13 protein-coding genes are annotated in these 23734 nt (G+C 64.1%); 12 read left to right on the forward strand and 1 reads right to left on the reverse strand.

Annotation, left to right across the window (positions count from 1 at the left end; all coding sequences use genetic code 11):
- Window positions 1–94 precede the first annotated feature (94 nt).
- The gene (locus tag VGO12_RS26985; RefSeq protein ID WP_327515793.1) at window positions 95–1912 is read left to right on the forward strand and encodes a GGDEF domain-containing protein; all 1818 of its coding nucleotides are present in this window, start codon (window positions 95–97) and stop codon (window positions 1910–1912) included.
- Here the strand turns inward: VGO12_RS26985 and VGO12_RS26990 are convergent.
- Window positions 1884–2795 carry a LysR family transcriptional regulator gene (locus VGO12_RS26990; protein WP_327515794.1) on the reverse strand — a complete coding sequence of 304 codons (912 nt, stop codon included), beginning with the start codon at window positions 2793–2795 and terminating at the stop codon, window positions 1884–1886. The genes VGO12_RS26985 and VGO12_RS26990 overlap by 29 nt on opposite strands.
- Window positions 2796–2923: 128 nt before the next feature.
- On the opposite strand from VGO12_RS26990, the gene VGO12_RS26995 reads away from it, so the two are divergent.
- The 11 genes from VGO12_RS26995 (at window position 2924) to glgX (ending at window position 23727) form a co-directional block, all read left to right on the forward strand.
- Window positions 2924–3958, forward strand: a complete 1035-nt coding sequence (locus VGO12_RS26995) for an aldo/keto reductase (RefSeq protein ID WP_327515795.1) — start codon at window positions 2924–2926, stop codon at window positions 3956–3958.
- Between the two features lie 165 nt (window positions 3959–4123).
- Window positions 4124–7450 (forward strand): transglutaminase family protein, encoded by a 3327-nt coding sequence (locus VGO12_RS27000; RefSeq protein ID WP_327515796.1) that lies wholly within the window; start codon window positions 4124–4126, stop codon window positions 7448–7450.
- The gene (locus VGO12_RS27005) at window positions 7451–9859 is read left to right on the forward strand and encodes a circularly permuted type 2 ATP-grasp protein (protein ID WP_327515797.1); all 2409 of its coding nucleotides are present in this window, start codon (window positions 7451–7453) and stop codon (window positions 9857–9859) included. It begins immediately after the preceding gene.
- 10 nt (window positions 9860–9869) lie between these two features.
- On the forward strand, window positions 9870–10748 hold the full coding sequence (locus VGO12_RS27010) for a transglutaminase family protein (RefSeq protein WP_327515798.1): 879 nt from the start codon (window positions 9870–9872) through the stop codon (window positions 10746–10748).
- Between the two features lie 178 nt (window positions 10749–10926).
- Window positions 10927–12168 (forward strand): TadE/TadG family type IV pilus assembly protein, encoded by a 1242-nt coding sequence (locus VGO12_RS27015; protein ID WP_327515799.1) that lies wholly within the window; start codon window positions 10927–10929, stop codon window positions 12166–12168.
- 206 nt (window positions 12169–12374) lie between these two features.
- Window positions 12375–14840: a glycogen/starch/alpha-glucan phosphorylase gene (locus tag VGO12_RS27020; protein ID WP_414650789.1), complete on the forward strand. Its 2466-nt coding sequence runs from the start codon at window positions 12375–12377 to the stop codon at window positions 14838–14840.
- The gene (gene glgB, locus VGO12_RS27025) at window positions 14837–17047 is read left to right on the forward strand and encodes a 1,4-alpha-glucan branching protein GlgB (RefSeq protein WP_327515800.1); all 2211 of its coding nucleotides are present in this window, start codon (window positions 14837–14839) and stop codon (window positions 17045–17047) included. The genes VGO12_RS27020 and glgB overlap by 4 nt, the downstream gene beginning before the upstream one ends.
- A 76-nt stretch (window positions 17048–17123) precedes the next feature.
- Window positions 17124–18386: a glucose-1-phosphate adenylyltransferase gene (gene glgC / locus VGO12_RS27030; protein WP_327515801.1), complete on the forward strand. Its 1263-nt coding sequence runs from the start codon at window positions 17124–17126 to the stop codon at window positions 18384–18386.
- A gap of 7 nt (window positions 18387–18393) precedes the next feature.
- Window positions 18394–19836: a glycogen synthase GlgA gene (glgA, locus tag VGO12_RS27035; RefSeq protein WP_327515802.1), complete on the forward strand. Its 1443-nt coding sequence runs from the start codon at window positions 18394–18396 to the stop codon at window positions 19834–19836.
- A gap of 6 nt (window positions 19837–19842) precedes the next feature.
- Window positions 19843–21471, forward strand: coding sequence for an alpha-D-glucose phosphate-specific phosphoglucomutase (locus tag VGO12_RS27040; protein ID WP_327515803.1), 1629 nt, complete (start codon window positions 19843–19845; stop codon window positions 21469–21471).
- Window positions 21472–21762: 291 nt separating this feature from the next.
- Window positions 21763–23727, forward strand: a complete 1965-nt coding sequence (gene glgX, locus VGO12_RS27045; RefSeq protein ID WP_327515804.1) for a glycogen debranching protein GlgX — start codon at window positions 21763–21765, stop codon at window positions 23725–23727.
- The last annotated feature ends 7 nt before the right edge of the window (window positions 23728–23734 follow it).

The raw sequence follows: 23734 nt of genomic DNA on the forward strand, positions 1-23734 counted from the left end.
GCACACTGATTTCGGATGGGTTTCTTGTCGTGTACAAGAATTTGTCGCGCCTTGCATGCGATGGTGACGACATGAGTGGAGCAACTTCGCATCAATGAGCAACACAGGCGGCAGCTATGCGTCCCCTCGTGCGGACGTTGCGGAAGCGCGCACGGCCAAGGTGCTGCGTCGAAAGCTCCAGTGGCTGATCGCGATCGTCGTTGCCTGCACGGGCGTCCTTGCGACGGAGATCATTGCCGCGTCCTATAGCGACTTCGTCATCGCCCGCCGCAATCTGACCGAGGTGATGGCCTTCTGCCGTGTGCTTGACGCGGCAAACTATCTGTCGGCCGAGCGCGGGCCGTCCAATGGCATGCTTGGCATTGGTGTGGCGCCCGGCTCGCCGGTCAAAGCCCGCCTTGCCGAATTTCGTGCACGCAGCGACGCATCCCTGGCGCAGCTCGTCGCCGACATCGACAATGCCAGCCGGGCAGAGCCCGCTGATGCGCTTTCGCCGATCCTGGTCGAGGTTCAGCGCCGGCTGGCGCTTGCGCGCGTCGAGGTCGATCGCATCGCCGCCCTTCCCCCCGAGGAACGCAACCTTGCCGAAATCCAGGCGGCCATAGAGGCGATGTTCGGCGTGATCGACGCGCTTCGCCCTGCGATCGACTGGAACATTCAGCGCCTCACCAACACCGACCCTAATCTTGCCGGCATCGCGCTTGCCGCGCAGATGCTCGCCAACCTGCGCGAGGACGGCGGCCGCCTCGGCTCGCAGATCATGGCCCCGGTCGCGGTCGGCAAGCCGCTCGAGGCGCAGAACCTTGCCGACAGTGAGCGCACGCGCGGACGGCTTCAGGAAGTCTGGTCGATCGTCGGCAAGCCCGGTGCGCTTCCGGGTCTCAGCCCGGCAGACATCGGCGATCTGGCGAAGATCGACCGCGAGTTCTTCGGCGAGGGCCTGGCGATGATCGACGGCATCATCGCCGTCGGCAGAAATTCCGGCGCCTATCCCATGACGGCCGAACAGCTGACCGACCGCTTCGTCCCGAAGATGAAGCCGCTCGAGGACCTGCGCCGCTCCTTCATGGATGCGACCGTCGAACGGCTCTCCGCCAATAAGACGCGGGCCTCGATCAAGCTCGCCGTCGCCACTCTTGCCACCTTTGCGCTGTTCCTCGTGCTGCTCGTCCTGATGCGCCGCGCCCGCTCCCTGGTCTTTGAACCGTTGCTTCTGGCGCGTCACAGCATCATCGAACTCGCCAACGATCGCCCGATCTCCCGCCTTCAGGGCAAGGGCGGCGAGGGTGAGATGGGCCGCCTGTTCGATGCGATCGACGTGCTGCGCCAGCGCCTCGACGAGCGTACCCTTTTGATGCAGCACCTCGAGCGCCAGGCCGAAACGGACGAACTGACCGGCCTGCTCAACCGCCGCGCCCTGGAGCTCATCGGCAGCGCCGAGCACAAGAACGGCGGCGATCAGCAAGTCTGCCTGATCCTGATGGACATCGACCATTTCAAGCAGATCAACGACACGCACGGCCATCTGGTCGGCGACATCGTGCTGAAGGAAACGGCGCGCATCATCCGCAATTCCGTGCGCAACTCGGATCTCGTGGCACGCTTCGGCGGCGAAGAATTCGCGGTGATCACCCCCGGCGACAACATCGAGTCCGCGCTGGCCCTTGCTGAGAGGATCAGGTTCAATCTGGCGCGTGAGCCGATCGTCGTCTCGGAGGGCCGCGCCCTGACCGTGACAGCGAGCTTCGGCGTGGCAGAGGGCCGGAGCGCCAACGGCGGCTGGACACGCCTGATCGCGCGTGCCGACACCGAACTCTACCGCGCCAAATCCGAAGGCCGGAACCGCGTCTGCGTCCAGCAGGCGTCCGCATCCCTTGCCCACCTCACGTCGGCGAAATCCGCGCGCGCGTAGCAAGAAAATCGAGCACCACCCGCACGCGCGCCGGCAAGGCCCCGCCCTGACCGCTAAACACCGCATGAAATGCCTCGCTGTCGCCGGGGTTCAGGTGCTCGGCAACCGGCAGAAGCCGGCCGGCGCGCATATCCTCCTTCACGGTGAAAGTCGGCAAGCGGGCGAGACCGACGCCTGCAAGCGCAAGCTGGCGCAAGCCTTCGCCATCGCTGACCCGCACGTGTTCGCTGGGCGGCAGTGCGACCTCCTGCCCGTCCGCCAGCAGCGGCCAGCCGGCGACGGCGCGCGTGTAGCTGTGGCTCAGCCGGTTCATCACCTCGAGATCCGCAATCGTCCTGGCCTCGCCGTGGCGTGCGACATAGGACGGTGCACCGACGATGGTCATCGACGTGGTGCCGAGCTTTCTGCCGATCAGGCTTGAGGTCTTGAGCGGGCCGGCACGTACGGCGACGTCGGCACGTTCCACCATCAGATCGACCACGGTATCGGTCTGCAGGATATCGATCGAAACGGCCGGGAACGCCGACAGGAATTCCGAAAGGACCGGCATCAGCGCATGGGTTGCGTAGGACGCGCTGACGTTCAGCCGCACCCGGCCCTCGGGCGTTTCACCCGCTCCGGCCAGGCGCTCCGCCTCATCGATGTCGGCCAGGATGCGCACGGCGCGTTCGTAGAAGGCACAGCCCTCGGCCGTCAGCTGCAGCCGCCGTGTCGAGCGATTGACCAGCCGGACACCGAGCCGCTCCTCCAGTCTGAGGACGAGCTTGCTGACTGCCGACGGCGTCATGCAGCAAAGCCGCGCCGCAGCGGAAAAGCCGCCAAGTTCCACCACCCTGGCAAACACCGCCATTTCGCCCGAACGGTTTATCGGCAATCGCGACATGTGACTTCAACTCACAAATGATGTTCCTTCATCTGGTCTACATCGCAAATGAAATCGTGACCACCTTCTCGTCATGGGCGGGCGACATCCGCCGCCTGCAACACGGAAAGCCTGCGAGGAGTTGGAAAATGGAATACAGACGGCTTGGATCATCCGGACTGAAGGTATCGGCCCTGAGTTTCGGCGCAGGAACCTTCGGCGGCAAGGGACCGCTCTTCAGCGCCTGGGGCAACAGCGGCGAGACGGAAGCACGCCGGCTGATCGACATTTCGCTGGAGGCCGGCGTCAACCTCTTCGACACGGCCGATGTCTATTCGGATGGCGCGTCGGAGAGCGTGCTTGGCGCGGCGATCAGGGGGCGGCGCGATCAGGTCCTGATCTCGACCAAGATCGGCTTGCCGACGGGCGACGGCCCGAACGACGCCGGCACCTCGCGCGCACGTCTGGTGAAAGGGGTCGATGACGCTCTCAGGCGGCTCGGCACCGATTACATCGACCTCTTGCAGCTGCACGCGTTTGATGCCGGCACACCGGTCGAAGAGGTTCTGTCGACGCTCGACGGCCTCGTTGCCGCCGGCAAGCTGCGTTACGTCGGCGCCTCCAACTTCGCTGGCTGGCAATTGATGAAGTCGCTGGCGGCCTCGGAAAGACACGGCCTTGTGCGCCATGTCGCCCACCAGGTCTACTACTCGCTTGTCGGTCGCGACTACGAATGGGAACTGATGCCGCTCGGCGCCGACCAGGGTGTCGGCGCACTGGTCTGGAGCCCGCTCGGCTGGGGCCGCCTCACCGGCAAGATCCGCCGCGGAAAGCCCTGGCCGGAAGGCAGCCGGCTGCACGACACCGCCGTCTTCGGTCCACCGGTCGACGACGAAAAACTCTACGATGTCGTCGACGTGCTCGATCAACTGGCGGAAGAAACCGGTCGGACAATCCCGCAGATCGCCATCAACTGGCTGCTGCAGCGCCCGACGATTTCGAGCGTCATCATCGGCGCCCGCAACGAGGAGCAGCTGCGCCAGAACCTCGGCGCCGTCGGCTGGTCGCTGTCGCCGGAGCAGGTTGCGCGCCTCGACGAGGCGAGCAGGACGACGCCTGCCTATCCCTACTTCCCCTACTATCGCCAGGAGGGTTTCGCGCGGATCAATCCGCCGATCGTCTGACCGTTGCTCGCACCCGTTGCTTTCGCACGCTCGAGGAGGCGTGCGAAAGCCTTGCAGCACCTTGATTTTCCTCGCGCGCTTTCGCGCTTGCATTCTCAATTTGCATTGCACAAACTTCCCGGAGATGGAGGCGCAAGACCTTCCAAGAAGGGGACCGAATCCGGCATGTCGATCAAGGCCAGTATCTATCACCTGACCCATTACCTCTATGACCGTCCCGTCAGGCTGTCGCCGCAAATCATCCGGCTGAAGCCAGCCGCCCATTCCAAGACCAAGGTCATCAGCAACTCGCTGAAGGTTTCGCCCGGCAATCACTTCGTCAACCTGCAGCAGGATCCCTACGGCAACTATCTCGCCCGCTTCGTCTTTCCAGACCCTGTCAGTGAACTGAAGATCGAGGTCGATCTCGTTGCCGACATGACGATCTACAATCCGTTCGATTTCTTCGTCGAAGAGGAAGCCGAGCACTGGCCGTTTTCCTATCCCGAAGATCTCAGCGACGACCTGAAGATCTACATGACGCCTGAGCCGATGGGGCCGGCACTCTCGGCTTTCATTGCGACGGTCGACCGCTCCCGTCAGCGCACGGTCGATATGGTCGTGGCATTGAACGCCCGCCTGCAGCAGGAAATCGGCTATGTCATCCGCATGGAGCCGGGCGTCCAGACGCCTGAGGATACGCTGACATCGGCCAAGGGCTCGTGCCGCGATTCCAGCTGGCTGCTGGTGCAGATCCTGCGCAATCTCGGCTTCGCCGCCCGCTTCGTCTCCGGTTACCTCATCCAGCTGACACCGGATCTGAAAGCCCTCGACGGTCCCTCGGGTACCGATCACGACTTCACCGACCTGCACGCCTGGGCCGAGGTCTACCTGCCCGGTGCCGGCTGGGTCGGTCTCGACCCCACTTCGGGCCTCCTGACCGGCGAGAGCCACATACCGCTCGCAGCAACGCCGCATTATCGCAACGCAGCCCCCATTTCCGGTGGCTTCTCCGGCGATCCCGACACCCGCACCGACTTCGCCTTCGACATGAAGATCACGCGCGTCGCTGAGCATCCGCGCATCACCAAGCCGTTCTCCGACGAGAGCTGGGAGGCGCTCGACGCGCTCGGCGGCGAGATCGACCGCGTGCTCGAGGACAACGACATCCGCCTGACGATGGGCGGCGAGCCGACCTTCGTCTCGATCGACGATTTCGAGGCGGAGGAATGGAACACCGAAGCCGTCGGTCCGACCAAGCGCGAGAAGGCAGACGATCTGATCCGGCGCCTGCGCGAGCGTTTTGCTCCCGGCGGCTTCCTGCATTACGGCCAGGGCAAGTGGTATCCAGGCGAAAGCCTGCCGCGCTGGACGTTCTCGCTCTACTGGCGCAAGGACGGCGTGCCGATCTGGCGCCGCCCGGACCTCATCGCCGAGGAGGCCGGCCGCCACGACGTCACCGAAAAAGACGCCGAACGGCTGCTGAAGGCGATCGCCGGCGAGCTCGATGTCGCCGCCGACATGGTGGCGCCCGCCTTCGAGGATCCGGCAGAGTGGCTGCTCAAGGAAGCGAACCTGCCCGATAACGTCGATCCGGCCAATTCCAAGCTCAAGGATCCCGAAGAACGCAGCCGCATGGCGCGCGTCTTCGAGCGGGGCCTGACGACGCCGACCGGATACGTGCTGCCGGTGCAGGCGTGGAATGCGCGCGCCACGGGTCGCCAATGGATGAGTGAGAAGTGGAGCACCCGCCGCGGCAAGCTCTTCCTGGTCCCCGGCGACAGCCCCGTCGGCTACCGCCTGCCGCTCGGAGCCCTGCCCTACATCGCTCCGTCCTGGTACCCCTATGTCAACCCGGTCGATCCGACCGTGCCGCGCGACGACCTGCCGGATTTCTCCGAGGAAACCAGCCGGCCGCAACAGGCTCGCTTCCAGGCCGCAGCGGTTCCGGAAACACCGCAGCCTGCACCGCGCGACGAGATCGCCGGCCTTGTGCGCACCGCGATCAGCGTCGAGCCCCGCGATGGGCGGCTCTGCGTCTTCATGCCGCCGACGGCGAGCATCGAGGAGTATCTCGACCTCATCGCCTCGACGGAACGGGCCGCGGCAGCGATCGGCCTGCCGGTGCATATCGAGGGCTACGCCCCGCCGCAGGACGAGCGCATCAACGTCATTCGCGTCGCGCCGGATCCGGGCGTCATCGAGGTCAACATCCATCCGGCAGCCAGCTGGCGCGACTGCGTCGACATCACCACGGCGATCTACGAGGAAGCGCGCGAGAGCCGGCTTGGGGCCGACAAGTTCATGATCGACGGGCGTCACACCGGCACCGGCGGCGGCAACCATGTGGTCGTCGGCGGCGCCAATCCCAATGACAGCCCGTTCCTGCGCCGTCCGGATCTCCTGAAGAGCATGGTGCTGCACTGGCAAAGGCATCCCTCGCTCTCCTATCTGTTTTCGGGCCTGTTCATCGGCCCGACCTCGCAGGCGCCGCGCATCGACGAGGCCCGGCACGATCAGCTCTACGAGCTCGAGATTGCGCTCGCCCAGGTGCCGATGCCCGGCTCGGCGACGCCGCCGCCCCTGCCCTGGCTCGTGGATCGGCTGTTCCGCAACCTGCTCGTCGACGTCACCGGCAACACCCACCGGGCGGAAATCTGCATCGACAAGCTGTTTTCGCCGGATGGACCGACCGGCCGGCTCGGCCTGGTCGAGTTCCGCGGCTTCGAGATGCCGCCGAACGCCCGCATGTCGCTCGCCCAGCAGCTGCTGGTGCGCGCGCTGATCGCCCGCTTCTGGAAACACCCGGTCGACGGCCGCTTCGTGCGCTGGGGCACCACGCTGCACGATCGCTTCATGCTGCCGCACCATGTGTGGCAGGACTTCCTCGATGTGCTCGCCGATCTGCGCACCCACGGCTTTGACCTGAAGCCGGAATGGTTCGAGGCGCAACTTGAGTTCCGCTTCCCCTTCTGCGGCGAGGTGGAGTACGAAGGCGCAAAACTGGAAATCCGCCAAGCGCTGGAACCCTGGCACGTCATGGGTGAACAGGGCGCGATCGGCGGCACGGTTCGCTATGTCGACAGCTCCGTCGAACGCCTTCAGGTCAGGCTCGATACCGCCAATCCCGAGCGTTATGCGGTTGCCTGCAACGGCCGGCCCGTGCCGCTTGCCCGCACGGGCGCCAATGGAACGACTGTTGCCGGTGTCCGCTACAAGGCCTGGCAGCCGGCCTCGGGATTGCACCCGGTCCTGCCGGTCGACACTCCCCTTACATTCGATATCTATGATACATGGTCGAATCGGGCGATCGGCGGATGCATCTACCACGTCGCTCATCCGGGCGGGCGCAACTACGACACGTTTCCGGTCAACGGCAACGAAGCGGAGGCGCGACGGCTGGCGCGGTTCGAGCCCTGGGGCCATACGCCCGGCGGCTATCCGCTGCGTCCGGAAAGCCCGACGATGGAATTCCCGATGACGCTTGATCTCAGGCGTCCGCCAGGAGCGTAAATGGCCAAGAAGCAGACAGCGGCCGCGGACCATCGGGCCACCGATGAGGACCCGGTGTTCGGTTACCGCGCCCTTCCTGATATCGCCGACGAAATGCTTGACCAGGAGGGCAACGTCCGCCCGGTCTGGCAGCGGCTGCTTGCGACGCTTGGACGCCTCGACGAGACCGAGCTTGCCAACCGCTTCGCGCGCGCCGACCGCTATCTGCGCGACGCCGGCGTCTTTTACAGGGTCTATGGCGCCAAGGACAACTCCGAGCGCAGCTGGCCGCTGTCCCACATTCCGGTCCTGATCGACGAGAAGGAATGGGCCGTCGTCTCGCAGGGGCTGGTGCAGCGCGCGGACCTGCTGGAAAAGGTGGTCGCCGACATCTATGGCGAGAACCGGCTGGTGCGCGAGGGCTTGCTGCCGCCGGCGCTCGTCGCCTCCAATCCGGAATTCCTGCGGCCCCTCGTCGGCGTGAAGCCGGCCGATGGCCATTTCCTGCATTTCGTCTCCTTCGAGATCGGCCGCGGTCCCGACGGCAACTGGTGGGTCCTGTCCGATCGCACCGAAGCGCCGTCGGGCGCCGGCTTCGCGCTGGAAAACCGGGTGGCGACCACCCGCGCCTTTTCCAACCTTTATGCCGAGACCCACGTCCACCGGCTGGCAGGCTTTTTCGGTGAGTTTCGCGACACGCTGCAAAGCCGCAGGCTGCACCCGGACGACCGCATCGCCGTTCTGTCTCCCGGCATCGCCAACGAAACCTATTTCGAGCATGCCTATATCGCCCGCTACCTCGGCTTCATGCTGCTCGAAGGCGAAGATCTGACCGTCGTCGGCGGCCGGGTGATGGTGCGCACCGTCGCCGGGCTCAAGCCCGTGGGCGTGCTCTGGCGGCGGCTCGACGCCGCTTTCGCCGATCCGCTGGAACTCAACCAGTCCTCCCATATCGGCACGCCCGGCATCGTCGAGGCGCTGCGCGCCGGTTCCGTCTCGATCGTCAACGCGCTTGGCACCGGCATCGTCGAGACCCGCGCCTTCCTGGCGTTCCTGCCGGCGATCTGTCGCCACCTGCTCGGCGAGGAACAGCTGTTGCCTTCGATCGCCACCTGGTGGTGCGGCCAGAGTGCGGAGCGGCAGCAGGTCGCCGCCAACATCGAGCGCATGGTGATCGGTCCGGCCTATGCGACCCGCCCCTTTTTCGACGACAACGGCCAGTCCGTGCTCGGCGCGGCACTCGACGAGGAGGCAAGGGCCTCGATTGCCGACTGGCTCGACGCCGAAGGCGGCAAGCTCGTGGGCCAGGAACTGGTCACCCTTTCGACCACGCCCGCCTGGGTGCGCGGCCGGTTGACGCCGCGCCCCATGAGCCTTCGTGTCTTTGCCGCCCGCACCCGCGACGGCTGGCAGATCATGCCGGGCGGCTTTGCCCGGATCGGCTCGGGCGACGACGTGGCGGCGATCGCCATGCAAGCCGGCGGCACCGCCGCCGACGTCTGGATCGTCAGCGACCGGCCGGTCGAGCGCACCACGCTGCTACCTTCGGAGGAAAGCTTTACCCGCAACATGCCCGGCAGCCTGCCGAGCCGGGCGGCGGACAACCTCTTCTGGCTCGGCCGCTATATCGAACGTGCCGAGGGGGCGCTGCGCATCCTGCGCGCATGGCACGGGCGTTTCGCCGAAACCGCCAATCCGGACCTGCCGCTGCTCAAGGACGTCAGCGACTATCTCGCAGCCCTTGACATCGACACGCGCCAGCCGGTGCCCGACAGCCTGCTTGCCAACATTTCCAGCGCCCTTTTCAGCGCCGGCAACATTCGCGACCGGTTCTCGCCGGACGGCTGGCTGGCACTGAACGACCTGTCACAGACGGCCCGCAAATTCCACGCGACGGTCCAGGCCGGCGACGATGCGACGCGGGCGATGACCGTGCTCCTGCGAAAGCTCGCAGGCTTTGCCGGTCTCGTGCACGAAAACATGTACCGCTTCACCGGCTGGCGTTTCCTGTCCATCGGCCGCTATCTCGAACGCGGCCTGCACATGACCCGCCTGCTCGGGCACATGTCCGGACCGGACGCACCTGATGGCGCCTACGACATGCTGCTTGAGATCGGCGACAGCGTCATGACCCATCGCCGCCGCTACAATGTCAGCACCGCCGCCCTGACGGTCACGGACCTTTTGGCGCTCGACCCGCTCAATCCGCGCTCGGTGCTCTACCAGGTCAACGAGATCAAGACCGAGGTGGAACTGCTGCCGAACGCGCTGGTCAACGGTCAGATGTCCCCCTTCTACCGCGAGGCCATGCGCCTGCATTCGAGCCTGGCGGTGATGACGCCCGAAGCGTTGAACCTCGAGGTCTACAACCGGCTGGAGCGGGATCTGGAAAACCTTTCCGACCTGCTTGCGCGAACCTATCTCGGGTAAGGGCGACCCAATGCTTTACGACGTCAGCCTGAAGATCACCTACGACTACGAAGTGCCGGTCTCCGGCGGTCGCCATCTCGTGCGCGTGCTGCCGGCCAACCTGCCCGGCCGCCAGCGTCTCGTCGTCGGATCGATCAGCTGTCAGCCGATGCCGGCCGAACGCAGCGAAAGCACCGACTTCTTCGCCAACCCGTTCACCTCGATCCTCTTTCGCGCCTCGCATGCCGACCTGACGATCCGCATGCAGGCGCGTGTGCAGGTGGAGACGCAGGCCCTGACCGCTGATTTTTCGCCGCATCTTGCCGGCCTGCCGGCAGAGCTTGCCAGCTGCTGGTCCGTCGCCGCGGAGGCGCCGCACCACTTCACCGGCCCGAGCCCGCTCCTGCCCGACGTCGCCGAGATAGCGGCCTATGCGAGCGACATCGTCGACGACGCCATGACGATCCGCCAGATCGCCGTGGCGGTTTGCGAACGCATCCATCGCGACTTTACCTATGACGGCGAAGCAACGACGGTGAACACCACGCCGGCGGAAGCCTTCAAACTGAAGCGTGGCGTCTGCCAGGACTTCGCCCATGTGATGATCGTGGCGCTGAGGAGCCTCGGAATTCCCGCCGGATATGTTAGCGGATTCTTAAGGACGATTCCGCCACCCGGCAAGGAGCGGCTGGAGGGTGCGGATGCCATGCACGCCTGGGTTCGCGTCTGGTGCGGCGCAACCGGTGGGTGGATCGAACTCGACCCGACCAACAATATTCCGGCCGGAACCGACCATATCGTCGTCGGCCACGGGCGCGACTACGGCGATGTCGCACCTGTCATCGGCATCCTGAAAAGCTATGGCAGCCAGGAAACCAAGCAGTCCGTCGACGTCATTCCGGTACCGTGATCCGATTTGGCACAGATCGATTCCCGCTTCCGCACAGGACCATGACCGGCGAACCTGCTGTTCGCGCTGCTTTTCCTGAATTCCGTTAAAATTGCAGCGATTACCCAAACGATATCGTAAGCCATCGGCGCTATTGATGCCCTCAAGCTTGCAACGTGTTCCTTTGGGGTGTGCAAAGATGGGAAGACGATACACAGTAGGCCGGTCCCTTGTAGCGATGCTCAAGGACCGGGGTGGCAATTTTGGCATTATGGCTGCGCTCGCAACGCCGTTGATCCTGGCGGCCGGCGGCGTCGCCATTGACCTCGCCGGCATGGTGACGACCAAGACTCAGATGCAGGACGCAGCCGATGCCGCAGCCCTTGCGGCCGCTTCGTCGCTGGTCACTAAAACTCCGCCGACGACTGAGAAGGCCAAGGAGATTGCGCTTGCATTCCTCAAAGGGCAGGCCAGTGCCACGTCGGTCGACAATCTGGGCGGCGACGCTGGCGCGGGCACCGCGTCGGCCAAGTCCGATCCCAACGCGATCGACCCGGTTTCCGTGAAGGCAACCGTTGATATCGTCGAGGGCAAGAACGGCCCAACCGGGAAAACCTTCAAGGTTACCGTGCTCAACAGACAGACGATCCAGTTCAACGCGATGACGCGCCTGCTTGGCCAGAAATCGATTGATATCGAAACCCTCGCCACCGCCGAGAGCGCCACCGAAAGCAAGAACGCGCTCTCGATGTATCTGGTGCTCGACCGTTCCGGCTCGATGGCTTGGAAAACCAATACGCAGGACGCCAAGAAGACGTCATGCCCGAACTACACCGAAGCGAACTGGAGCAAGTATCCGAACCTGAAGGCGACCAGCCCCTGCTATGTCACGAAGATCGACGCACTGAAGACCGCCGTCAGCGATCTTCTCAAGCAGCTGAACACCGCCGATCCGAACACGGTCTATGTGCGCACTGCCGCCATCTCCTACAACTCGGCGCAGGATACGGCCGGGACACTCGATTGGGGCACCAAGGGAACCTCGACCTACGTCAATGCGCTTGCCGCAACTGGCGGCACCGCGTCTGGCAATGCGTTCAAGACAGCCTATGGCCGCGTGACCGCTGCAACCGAAGATACGGCCCACAAGGACAAGAACGGTCAGGTTCCGACGAAGTACATCGTCTTCATGACCGATGGCGACAACAACAACACGAGCGACGATACGACGACGCTTTCGTGGTGCGATACGGCGCGCAAGAACAATGTGCAGGTCTACACCGTCGCCTTCATGGCGCCCGACCGCGGCAAGTCGCTGCTCAAGGCCTGCGCCACCACCGACGCGAACTACTTCCAGGCGGAAGAAGCCGCCGATCTGATCGCAGCCTTCAAGGCGATCGGCGAGCGGGCATCGGCCATGGCGACCCGCCTGACCAAGTAGTCTCGCACGCCTGATATCATTGATGCCGCCCGGCTCTCCCGGGCGGCATTTTGCGTTTGTGGGGTACGCGTTCCCCACCGCTTGAGACAAGTCTAATCCATTTAAAAACATCTGTTGCAAGCGCTTCGGATCGATGCATAAATTGCCTTTATCCCCGGTCGGGTCCGGCCTGCGATCTCCCAACGCAAAAGGGTAAAGACAGTTTCATGATGAACAGGCTCTCCACCAACGACGTGCCGCAGCCCGCCCCAAGGTCGTCCGAACCTAGCCAGCTCGCTGTCGAAATCCTCGAACGCCTGAAGTACCGCATCGGCAAGGATCCGAAGGTCGCCAAGCCGCATGACTGGCTGACGGCGGCGATCCTGGTTGCCCGTGACCGCATCACCGACAAGTGGATGGACTCCACCCGCAAGACCTACGCGACGGGCGCCAAGCGCGTCTATTATCTCTCGCTCGAGTTCCTCATCGGCCGCCTGATGCGCGACGCCATGACCAATATCGGCCTGATGGACGAGATGCGCGATGCGCTCGCCTCGCTCGGCGTCGATATCGACGTCGTCGCCCAGCTGGAGCCGGACGCAGCCCTTGGCAACGGTGGCCTCGGCCGCCTTGCAGCCTGTTTCATGGAATCGATGGCGACCGTCGACGTCCCGGCCTATGGCTACGGCATCCGCTACATGCACGGCCTCTTCCGCCAGCAGATGGCCGATGGCTGGCAGGTGGAATTGCCTGAAACCTGGCTTGCCCACGGCAACCCCTGGGAATTCGAGCGGCGCGAAAGCTCCTATGAAATCGGCTTCGGCGGCGTTGTCGAAACCGCCAATATCGACGAGGAAATCCAGCGGTTCGTCTGGAAGCCGGCCGAGCGCGTCATCGCCACCGCCTTCGACACGCCCGCCGTCGGCTGGCGGGCAAAGCGGGTCAACACGCTGCGGCTCTGGACCGCGCAGCCGATCGACCCGATCCTGCTTGCCGCCTTCAATGCCGGCGACCACATCGGCGCGCTGAAGGAAAGCAACAAGGCGGAAAGCCTGACCCGCGTTCTCTATCCCGCCGACGCGACGCCGGCCGGCCAGGAACTGCGGCTGCGCCAGGAATATTTCTTCTCGTCCGCCTCGCTTCAGGACATTCTGCGCCGCCACCTGCAGCAGTATCCGGATTTCACCTCGCTGCCCGACGCCGTCGCGATCCAGCTCAACGACACCCATCCGGCGATCTCCATTGCCGAGCTGGTGCGGCTCTTGACCGACCTGCACGGCCTTGATTTCGAGCAGGCCTGGGACATCACCCGCCGCACCATCTCCTACACCAACCACACCCTTCTGCCCGAAGCGCTCGAAAGCTGGCCTGTGCCGCTGATCGAGCGGCTGTTGCCGCGCCACATGCAGATCGTCTATGCGATCAACGCCAAGATCCTGATCGAGGCCCGCCGCCAGAAGGGTGCGACCGACGACGAGATCCGCAACATCTCGCTGATCGACGAAAGTGGCGAACGGCGCGTGCGCATGGGCAATCTCGCCTTTGTCGGCTCGCACTCGATCAACGGCGTTTCGGCGCTGCACACCGAGCTGATGAAGGAAACGGTGTTTGCCGACCTGCACAAGCTCTATCCCGACCGCATCAACAACAAGACCAACGGCATCACTCCGCGCCGCTGGCTGATGCAATGCAATCCGGGACTCTTCGGGCTGATCCGCGAGGCGATCGGCGACGAGTTCATGGACAATACCGAGGCGCTGCAGGCGCTCGACGCGTTCGCCGGCAAGGCCGAGTTCCAGGAGCATTTCGCCGCCGTCAAGCGCGCCAACAAGGTGCGCCTCGCCCAGGTCGTGCAGAGCCGCCTCGGCATCCGGCTCGATCCGTCGGCGATGTTCGACATCCAGATCAAGCGCATCCATGAATACAAGCGCCAGCTGCTCAACATCATCGAGGCGGTGGCACTCTACGACCAGATCCGCTCGCATCCGGAACTCGACTGGGTGCCGCGCGTCAAGCTCTTTGCCGGCAAGGCGGCGCCGAGCTATCACAACGCCAAGCTGATCATCAAGCTCGCCAACGACGTTGCCCGCGTCGTCAACAACGACCCGGCCGTGCGCGGCCTGCTGAAGATCGTCTTCGTGCCGAACTACAACGTCTCGCTCGCCGAGATCATGGTTCCGGCCGCCGACCTCTCCGAACAGATTTCGACCGCCGGCATGGAAGCGTCCGGCACCGGCAACATGAAGTTTGCGCTGAACGGCGCCTTGACGATCGGCACGCTCGACGGCGCCAACGTCGAAATGCGGGACTGGATCGGCGAGGAGAACATCAAGATCTTCGGCATGACCGCCGAAGAGGTGACGAGAGCCCGGGCCGAAGGCCACAATCCGCGCGCCATCATCGAAGGCTCGCGCGAGCTGTCTCAGGCGCTGCAGGCAATTGCCTCGGGCGTGTTCTCGCCGGATGACCGCAACCGCTTCTCCAGCCTGGTCGAAGGGCTCTACAATCACGACTGGTTCATGGTCGCCGCCGATTTCGAGGCCTATGCCAAGGCCCAGCGTGAGATCGACCACCTCTGGACCACGCCGTCGGAGTGGTACGCGCAGGCAATCCGCAACACCGCACGGATGGGCTGGTTCTCATCCGACCGCACCATCCGGCAGTATGCCGGGGAAATCTGGAGAGCTGGATGACGCCTTCGGCCGGCAAGGACCCGGAACCCGCAGCTTCAGGTCTGCTGTCAGCGCCGGATATCGCGGCCATCCTTGCGGGCACGCACGACGACCCCTTCGCGGTGCTCGGCATACACCCGAACGGCAAAGGGCTCCTCGCCCGCTGCTTCATTCCCGACGCCGAGACCGTGGCGGTCGAAACGCTCGCCGGCAAGGACCTGGGCACCCTTGAACGGCGCGACGATGCCGGTTTCTTCGAAGGGCCCATATCGCTCAAGAAACCGCAGCCCGTGCGCTACCGCGCGCGCAACCAGGGCGGCGAATGGGTCGTCGTCGATCCCTACAGCTTCGGTCCCGTTCTTGGTCCGATGGATGACTATTACATCCGCGAGGGCTCGCACCTCCGGCTCTTCGACAAGATGGGCGCGCACCCGATCGAGCATGACGGCGCGCACGGCTACCACTTCGCCGTCTGGGCGCCGAACGCCAGGCGTGTTTCGGTGGTGGGCCAGTTCAACGACTGGGACGGCCGACGCCACGTCATGCGGCTGCGTACGGATACCGGCATCTGGGAGATCTTCATTCCCGGCGTCGAGGGCGGAGTTGCGTACAAGTACGAGATCCTCGACCGCAACGGCACGCTGCTGCCGCTGAAGGCCGATCCTTTCGCGCGGCGCTCCGAGCTTCGCCCCAACACCGCCTCGATGACCACGCCGGAGATCGCCCAGGCCTGGGAGGACGAGGCGCACCGCAAGCACTGGGCCTCGACCGACGCGCGGCGTCAGCCGATCTCGATCTACGAGGTCCACGCCGGTTCCTGGCAGCGTCGCGACAATGGCGACATGCTCTCCTGGGACGAGCTTGCCGACCGGCTGATCCCGTATTGCGTCGACATGGGCTTCACCCATATCGAGTTCCTGCCGATCTCGGAGTTCCCGTTCGATCCGTCTTGGGGCTACCAGACGACAGGCCTTTATGCGCCGACCGCCCGCTTCGGCGAGCCGGAAGGTTTCGCCCGCTTCGTCAATGGCTGCCACAAGGTCGGCATCGGCGTCATTCTCGACTGGGTGCCGGCGCATTTCCCGACCGACGAACACGGGCTACGCTGGTTCGACGGCACCGCGCTCTACGAGCACGAGGACCCGCGCCAGGGCTTTCATCCCGACTGGAACACGGCGATCTACAATTTCGGCCGCCAGGAAGTACTGTCGTTCCTCGTCAACAACGCGCTGTACTGGGCGGAAAAGTTCCATGTCGACGGCCTGCGCGTCGATGCGGTCGCATCGATGCTCTACCTCGACTATTCGCGCAAGCATGGCGAATGGGTGCCGAACGAATATGGCGGCAACGAGAACCTCGAAGCAGTCCGCTTCCTGCAGACCATGAACACCGAGATCTACGGCGTCCAGAAGGGCATCCTGACGATCGCCGAGGAATCGACCTCCTGGCCGAAGGTCTCCCATCCGGTTCACGCCGGGGGGTTGGGCTTCGGCTTCAAGTGGAACATGGGCTTCATGCACGACACGCTTCAGTACATGTCGCGCGAGCCGGTGCACCGCAAGCACCACCACAACGACCTGACCTTCGGTCTGCTCTACGCCTTCAGCGAGAACTTCGTGCTGCCGCTCTCCCATGACGAAGTCGTGCACGGCAAGGGCTCGCTGATCGCCAAGATGGCCGGCGACGACTGGCAGAAGTTTGCCAATCTGAGGGCCTACTACGCCTTCATGTGGGGCTATCCGGGCAAGAAGCTCCTGTTCATGGGCCAGGAATTCGCGCAATGGCGCGAATGGTCCGAGGAGCGCGCGCTCGACTGGAACCTGCTCGAATACCACCTGCACGAGGGCGTGCGACGCCTTGTGCGGGATCTCAACGGCACCTACCGCGCCAAGCCGGCGCTGCATGCCCGCGACTGCGAAGGCGAGGGTTTCGAGTGGCTGCTTGCCGACGACCGCGACAACTCGGTCTTTGCCTGGCTGCGCAAGGCGCCCGGCGAGAAACTGGTCGCCGTCGTCACCAATTTCACACCCGTCTATCGGGAAAACTATGCCGTTCCGCTGCCGGTCGAGGGTCGCTGGAAGGAAATCCTCAACACCGACGCGGAAATCTACGGAGGAAGCGGCAAGGGCAACGGCGGCGCCGTCTTTGCCAAGAAAAATACGACAGGAGCGACGATGGCCAGCATCACACTGCCGCCTCTGGCGACACTGATGCTGGAGCAGGAATAGCAGCCAATTTCGAGGGCCGCGAGGCGTCTGCGAAAGCCGCCTCGACGACCCCGAGGTCAATGTTTGGGGAGGACAAATGGTGGAAAAGCGTACGCAACCTCTGGCACGTGATGCCATGGCCTATGTTCTCGCTGGCGGCCGCGGCAGCCGCCTGAAGGAACTGACCGACCGGCGGGCAAAGCCGGCCGTGTATTTCGGTGGCAAGGCCCGCATCATCGACTTCGCGCTGTCGAATGCGCTCAACTCCGGTATCCGCCGCATCGGCGTCGCCACCCAGTACAAGGCGCATTCGCTGATCCGGCACCTGCAGCGCGGCTGGAACTTCTTCCGCCCCGAGCGAAACGAAAGCTTCGACATCCTGCCCGCCAGCCAGCGCGTGTCCGAGACGCAGTGGTACGAGGGCACCGCCGACGCCGTCTACCAGAACATCGACATCATCGAGGACCATGGCGTCGAGTACATGGTCATCCTCGCCGGCGATCACATTTACAAGATGGACTATGAATTGATGCTGCAGCAGCACGTCGATTCCGGCGCCGATGTTACCATCGGCTGCCTCGAAGTGCCGCGCATGGAAGCGACCGGCTTCGGCGTCATGCATGTCGACGAAAAGGACCGCATCATCGCCTTCGTCGAGAAGCCTGCCGATCCGCCGGGTATTCCCGGCAATCCGGAGATGGCGCTTGCCTCGATGGGCATCTACGTCTTCCACACGAAGTTCCTGATGGATCTTCTGCGCCGCGACGCCGCCGATCCGAAATCGAGCCGCGACTTCGGCAAGGACATCATCCCCTACATCGTCGACAACGGCAAAGCCGTCGCCCACCGTTTCGCCGAGTCCTGCGTGCGCTCGGATTTCGAACGCGAGGCCTATTGGCGCGATGTCGGTACGATCGACGCCTATTGGCAGGCCAATATCGACCTCACCCATGTGACGCCGGAACTCGACATCTACGACAGCACCTGGCCGATCTGGACCTTCGCCGAGATCAAGCCGCCGGCGAAATTCGTGCATGACGATGAAAACCGCCGCGGCTCGGCGACCTCGTCGCTGATCTCAGGTGACTGCATCATCTCAGGCGCGGCCCTTAACCGCAGCCTGTTGTTCACAGGTGTCCGGGTGAATTCATATTCCCGTCTGGAGAATGCCGTAGTTCTTCCCGATGTGAAGATCGGTCGCCATGCGACGCTGCGCAACGTGGTCATCGACAGCCGTGTCGTGATCCCCGAGGGCCTCGTCGTCGGCGACGATCCGGTGCTCGACGCCAAGCGTTTCCGACGTTCGGAAAACGGCGTCTGCCTGATCACGCAGACGATGATCGACAAGTTGGGATTATAGGCACTCCATGAACGTCCTGTCCGTTGCGTCCGAAGTCTATCCGCTGATCAAGACCGGGGGGCTCGCCGATGTCGTCGGCGCGCTGCCCGCAGCGCTTTTGCCGCACGGCGTCAAGACGCGAACGCTGGTGCCCGGCTATCCGGCCGTGCTGCAGAAGCTGAAAAAGAAGAAGAAGGTTGGCAGCTTCGACAACCTGTTCGGCAATCCGGCCACGGTTCTTGCGGCGGAGATTGACGGGCTGGACCTCCTGATCCTCGACCAGCCGGCACTCTACAATCGAGACGGCGGCCCCTATGTCGATGCGACGGGCCTCGACTATGCCGACAACTTCCGCCGTTTCGCAGCACTTTCGCTTGCGGCCGCCGAAATCGCCGCCGGCGACATCGTCCCCGGCTTCAAGCCCGATATCGTCCACGTCCATGACTGGCAGACGGCGCTGACGCCGGTCTACATGCGCTTCGGCCGTGCCGCCGCGACACCGACGGTCATGACCATCCACAACATCGCTTTCCAGGGCCAGTTCGGCGCGTCCGTCTTTCCCGAACTTGCGCTTCCGCCGGAAGCCTTCTCGATGCAGTTCGTCGAATATTACGGCGATGTCGGCTTCCTCAAGGGTGGCATGCAGACTGCGAATGCCATCACCACCGTCAGCCCGTCCTATGCTCAGGAGATACTGACACCCGAATTCGGCATGGGGCTCGAAGGCCTGTTGAAGAGCCGCGTCGCCGACCTCTCGGGCATCGTCAACGGCATCGACGCCGATGTCTGGAACCCCCAGACGGACCCGCACATCGCCCAGACCTTCAGCGCGACGAGCCTGAAGCAACGCGTCCTCAACCGGCGGGCGCTCGAAGAACGCTTCGGCCTCGAAAAGGGCGACGGCCCGATCTTCTGCGTCGTCAGCCGCCTCACCTGGCAGAAGGGCATGGACCTCGTTGCCGAAGTGGCGGACGAACTCGTCGCTCTTGGCGCCAGGCTGGTGGTGCTCGGATCGGGCGACGCGGCCCTTGAAGGCGCGTTGCTTGCGGCCGCTTCCCGTCACCGCGGCCATATCGGCATGGTCACCGGCTACAACGAACCCTTGTCGCACCTGATGCAGGCGGGTTCCGACGCGATCCTCATCCCGTCGCGGTTCGAGCCCTGCGGGCTCACCCAACTCTATGGCCTGCGCTATGGCTGCGTGCCCGTCGTCGCACGCACCGGCGGCCTTGCCGACACGATCATCGATGCCAACGAGGCCGGCCTTGCCGCCAAGGTCGCCACCGGCTTCCAATTCACGCCTGTCAATGGCGACGGGTTGCGGCTTGCGATCCGGCGCGTGCTGCGTGCATACAGCGAGCCTAAGGTCTGGTCGAAAATCCAGACCCAGGGCATGAAATCGGACGTTTCCTGGGCCACAAGTGCCGAGCGATACGTCTCACTATATTCCGGTCTTCTCGGGAAAGGTTAAGTCAGCATGATAAGAACGGTCACCACAACCCCCTACGGCGACCAGAAGCCTGGCACGTCAGGGCTGCGCAAGAAGGTCCCGGTCTTCCAGCAGAAGAACTACGCCGAGAACTTCATCCAGTCGATCTTCGATGCGCTCGAAGGCTTTCAGGGCGAAACGCTTGTTATCGGTGGCGACGGCCGCTACTACAACCGCGAGGTCATCCAGATCGCCATCAAGATGGCGGCGGCCAATGGTTTCGGCCGCGTGCTCGTCGGCCGCGGCGGCATCCTCTCGACGCCGGCCGCCTCCAATGTCATCCGCAAGTACAAGGCGTTCGGCGGCATCGTGCTTTCCGCCAGCCACAACCCGGGCGGCCCGACCGAAGACTTCGGCATCAAGTACAATATCGGCAATGGCGGCCCGGCGCCGGAAAAGATCACCGATGCGATCTTCGCCCGCAGCCAGGTGATCGACAGCTACAAGATCTCCGATGTCGCCGACATCAACCTCGATGCCGAGGGCACGCAGGACATCGACGGCATGACCATCACCGTCATCGATCCGGTCGCCGACTACGCCGAACTGATGGAAAGCCTGTTCGACTTCGGCGCCATCCGCAAGATGATCGAAGGCGGCTTCCGCGTCGTCTTCGACGCCATGAGCGCCGTCACCGGTCCCTATGCCAAGGAGATCATCGAGAAGCGCCTCGGCGCACCGAAGGGCTCGGTGATGAACTTCATCCCGCTGCCCGATTTCGGCGGCCATCACCCCGACCCGAACCTGGTGCACGCCCGCGCGCTCTACGAGACGATGATGGCGCCCGATGCGCCCGATTTCGGCGCCGCCTCCGATGGCGACGGCGACCGCAACCTCGTCATCGGCCGCGGCATCTTCATCACGCCGTCCGACAGCCTGGCCATGCTTGCCGCCAACGCGCACCTGGCGCCGGGCTATGCCAAGGGCATCGCCGGCATCGCCCGCTCGATGCCGACCAGCGGGGCTGCCGACCGTGTTGCCGAGAAACTCGGCATCGGCATCTACGAGACGCCGACCGGCTGGAAGTTCTTCGGCAACCTGCTCGACGAGGGCATGGCGACGATCTGCGGTGAGGAAAGTGCGGGCACCGGCTCAAACCACGTGCGTGAGAAGGACGGTTTGTGGGCAGTGCTGCTCTGGCTCAACATTCTCGCCGCGCGCAAGGAAAGCGCTCTCGATATCGTTGAGAAGCACTGGGCGACCTACGGCCGCAACTACTATTCGCGCCACGACTACGAGGAAGTGGACAGCGACGCCGCCAATGGCCTGATCGCCAACCTGCGCGACCAGCTCGCGACGCTCCCCGGCAAGTCCTTCGGCGCGCTCAAGGTCGCAACCGCCGACGACTTCGCCTACAACGACCCGGTCGACCACTCCGTCAGCAAGAACCAGGGCATCCGCATCCTGTTTGAAGGCGGTTCGCGCGTCGTGTTCCGCCTGTCGGGCACCGGTACCTCGGGTGCGACTTTGCGCGTCTATATCGAGCGCTTCGAGCCGGACGCGACACGTCACGGCATCGACACCCAGGAAGCCTTGGCCGACCTGATCGCCGTTGCCGACGACATCGCCGGCATCAAGACCCGCACCGGCCGCACCGAGCCGAGTGTCATTACCTGAGAGACCGAAACGAGGGCCGCTTGATGCGGCCCTTTTTTCCGTTGACCGAGTACCCCCCTCTGCCCTGCCGGGCATCTCCCCCACAAGGGGGGAGATCGATTTGTGGCACGGCTTTGCCCGAAGACGGCATTGACGTTGCTGCAGCCCATCACCCGTGAACCGAGACATGGGTTTTCTGGTTGAACAAGAGGTTGCCACAGGCCGATCTCCCCCCTTGTGGGGGAGATGCCCGGCAGGGCAGAGGGGGGGTACGCCCCATACGACTTCGACGCCACGAAGGAGCCCGCCGCCATGCCGACGATTGCAACTCCACCCCTCGGCGCCACCGTCACCTCCGAAGGCACCACCTTTTCGGTGTGGTCGCGCAACGCCGCCCGCGTCGATCTCTGCCTGTTCGACAAATCAGGCGCGAAACAGCTGCGGCAGCTGCCGATGGCGCGAAACGGCGACTTGCACAGCCTGACGGTCACTGACGCCCCAAAGGGAACGCGCTACGGCTTTCGGGCCGATGGCGTCTATTCGCCTGATCACGGCCTCTGGTTCGACCCTTCCAAGCTGCTCGTCGATCCCTATGCCGTCGAACTCGACCGGCCTTTCCAGCATGATCCGCGCCTGACGATCTTCGGCGAGGACACCGCCCATCTCGTGCCCAAGGCGATTGTCTGCGACGCAAAGTCCGCCAAGGCGAAGTCCCCTCTCTTCAGGGCCGGCGGCCTGATCTACGAGGTTGCCGTCAAACCCTTCACCATAAAACATCCCGACGTTCCCGAGGCCAAGCGTGGCACGGTGGCAGCCCTTGCCGAACCCGCGGTCATCGAGCACCTGAAACGCCTCGGGGTTTCGGCGGTCGAACTGATGCCGATCGTTGCCTGGATCGACGAGCGCCACCTGCCTCCGCTCGGGCTGAAGAACGGTTGGGGCTACAATCCGATCGCGCCGATGGCCCTCGATCCGCGGCTGGTGCCGGGCGGCATCAAGGAGCTGAGGAAGACCGTCGCGGCGCTGCGCAAGGCCGGCATCGGCGTCATCCTCGATCTCGTCTTCAACCATTCCGGCGAGAGCGACCGCTTCGGCACGACGCTTTCCATGCGCGGCCTCGACAACCTCACCTACTATCGCCATGTCACCGACCGGCCGGGCGAACTCATCAACGATACCGGCTGCGGCAACACCATTGCCTGCGACCATCCTGTGGTCGAGGCGCTGATTCTCGACAGCCTGCGCCATTTCGTGCGCACCGCAGGCGTCGACGGCTTCCGCTTCGACCTTGCCTCGATCCTTGGCCGCGACATGGGCGGCTTTCATCGTGACGCCTCGCTCTTCCAGGCGATCTCGGCCGATCCGCTGCTTGCCGACCGCGTGCTGATTGCCGAGCCCTGGGACATCGGCCCCGGCGGCTATCAGCTCGGCAACTTTCCCGCCCCGTTCCTCGAATGGAACGACCGTGCCCGCGACGATATCCGCATCTACTGGCGCGGCGACCGCCACGCGATCGGCGCATTGGCGACAGCCCTTGCCGGCTCGTCGAACAGTTTTTCCCGCTGGGGCGAGGAAGGCACGCGGACCGTCAATTTCATCGCCGCCCATGACGGCTTCACGCTTGCCGACATCGTCTCCTATGCCGGCAAGCACAACGAGGCCAATGGCGAGGAAAACCGCGACGGCCACAACGAGAACCACTCCTGGAACAACGGCGCGGAAGGGCCGACCGCCGATCCGGAGATCCGGGCGGCCAGGCGTCATGATGTCTTGGCGCTTCTCGGATCGCTGTTTGCAACCCGCGGGACGATCATGCTGACCGCCGGCGACGAAGGCGGGCGCAGCCAGAACGGCAACAACAACGCCTATTGCCAGGACAACGCCATCACCTGGCTGGACTGGACCACGATGGACGACGACATCGTCGCCCACACCGCGGCGCTGTCGGCATTGCGCGCGCGCTTCGGCATCTTCGAGGAAACCACATTCCTGACCGGCAACGGCGATGTCGAATGGCGCCGCCTCGACGGGCAGATGATGACGACAGGCGATTGGGAGCATCCTGCCACGGACAACCTGATGATGGTGATGACCACCCGGGACCGCCAGCAGAAGCGGCAAGCGCGCCTTGCCATCGTCATCAACCGCAGCCATGCACCGCATCCCGTCAGGCCCCCTGACAGCATTGGCGGAAAATGGCAGGACGTGCTGGCGAGGCCCGAAATCCCCGGCCATGTCGCGCCCCGCTCCGTCACTTTCCTCGTCGAAATTTTCTAAGGCTTTT

It is taken from the genome of Ensifer sp., assembly GCF_035999135.1.
In the GTDB taxonomy this organism is placed as follows: domain Bacteria; phylum Pseudomonadota; class Alphaproteobacteria; order Rhizobiales; family Rhizobiaceae; genus Ensifer.